The organism is Myroides sp. WP-1 (assembly GCF_014145635.1).
Lineage (GTDB): Bacteria > Bacteroidota > Bacteroidia > Flavobacteriales > Flavobacteriaceae > Flavobacterium.
In genome coordinates this window covers 1-2127 of record NZ_JACHTC010000053.1, presented here as the reverse complement: position 1 = coordinate 2127, position 2127 = coordinate 1, and the positions used below count along the sequence as shown (strand labels likewise).

Below are 2127 nucleotides of genomic sequence, written 5' to 3'. Positions count from 1 at the left end.
TGTGGTACATTAACAATCGTTTTTGTGCCGTTCTCTGACGTATAGGTATACGTTCCATCGCCGTTGTTTACTAAGGTAGTAAGCGTTTCGAGGGATTTGACGATCTGGCTTAGATCAATCTCACGAATAACCCCATTGGCATCTGCATAGGTAAATCTTGTACCATCGTAATACACATTTCCGCCACCTACTACAGTTAGGAGTTCTAATATTTTATTTTTAACTGTTTCATTGTTGATGATTTTCTCAAACTGATCTATAACATCTTGTGGTACATTAACAATCGTTTTTGTGCCGTTCTCTGACGTATAGGTATACGTTCCATCTCCGTTGTTTACTAAGGTAGTAAGCGTTTCGAGGGATTTGACGATCTGGCTTAGGTCAATCTCGCGAACAACGCCATTGGCATCTGCATAGGTGAATCTTGTACCATCGTAATACACATTTCCGCCACCTACTACAGTTAGGAGTTCTAATAGCTGATTTTTAACCGTTTCATTGTTGATGATTTTCTCAAACTGATCGATCACATCTTGTGGTACATTAACAATCGTTTTTGTGCCGTTCTCCGAAGTATAGGTATACGTTCCATCTCCGTTATTTACTAAGGTAGTAAGCGTTTCGAGGGATTTGACGATCTGGCTTAGGTCAATCTCACGAACAACGCCATTGGCATCTGCATAGGTAAATCTTGTACCATCGTAATACACATTTCCGCCACCTACTACAGTTAGGAGTTCTAATATTTTATTTTTAACTGTTTCATTGTTGATGATCTTTTCAAACTGATCTATAACATCTTGTGGTACATTAACAATCGTTTTTGTACCATTCTCCGAAGTATAGGTATACGTTCCATCTCCGTTGTTTACTAAGGTAGTAAGCGTTTCGAGGGATTTGACGATCTGGCTTAGGTCAATCTCACGAACAACACCATTGGCATCTGCATAGGTAAATCTTGTACCATTATAATACACATTTCCGCCACCTACTACAGTTAGGAGTTCTAAAATCTGATTTTTTACTGTTTCATTGTTGATAATCGTTTCAAACTGATCGATCACATCTTGTGGTACATTAACAATCGTTTGGGTGCCGTTCTCTGACGTATAGGTATACGTTCCATCGCCGTTGTTTACTAAGGTAGTAAGCGTTTCGAGGGATTTGACGATCTGGCTTAGATCAATCTCGCGAACAACACCATTGGCATCTGCATAGGTAAATCTTGTACCATCGTAATACACATTTCCGCCACCTACTACAGTTAGGAGTTCTAATATTTTATTTTTAACTGTTTCATTGTTGATGATCTTTTCAAACTGATCGATCACATCTTGTGGTACATTAACAATCGTTTTTGTGCCATTCTCCGAAGTATAGGTATACGTTCCATCTCCGTTGTTTACTAAGGTAGTAAGTGTTTCGAGGGATTTGACGATCTGGCTTAGATCAATCTCACGAACAACACCATTGGCATCTGCATAGGTAAATCTTGTACCATCGTAATACACATTTCCTCCACCCACTACAGTTAGTAGTTCTAATATTTTATTTTTAACTGTTTCATTGTTGATGATTTTTTCAAACTGATCTATAACATCTTGTGGTACATTAACAATCGTTTTTGTGCCATTCTCCGAAGTATAGGTATACGTTCCATTGCCATTGTTCACTAAGGTAGTAATCGTTTCATTGGCTTTAACCACTGCAGAAATATCAATGATTCGCTTTACCCCGTTGGCATCGATATATTCAAACCTACTACCATCGTAATACACATTACCTCCACCAACAACAGTTAGAAGCTCTAAAATCTGATTTTTTACTGTTTCATTGTTGATAATCGTTTCAAACTGATCTATAACATCCTGTGGAACATTAATGATTGTTCGGGTACCATTCTCCGAAGTATAGGTATATGTTCCATTACGATTGTTTATCAATGTAGTAATCGTTTCGCGAGCTTTGACAAAATCTGCTAGATTAATTATATGTCTTACCCCTTGCTCGTCTTCATATTCAAATTGAGTACCATCATAATATACATTCCCTCCACTTCCTTCTTGGGCCTCTGCGTCTGAAACAAGTCGAACCCATCGAGTTTTATCCCAATAGTAAAAACCAGGT

At 38.1% G+C, this 2127-nt stretch carries 1 protein-coding gene; it reads right to left on the bottom strand.

Annotated elements, in window-relative coordinates:
- Window positions 1-2127: hypothetical protein (locus tag H4K33_RS16245; protein ID WP_182650850.1), on the bottom strand; the 2127-nt coding region annotated here is incomplete at both ends.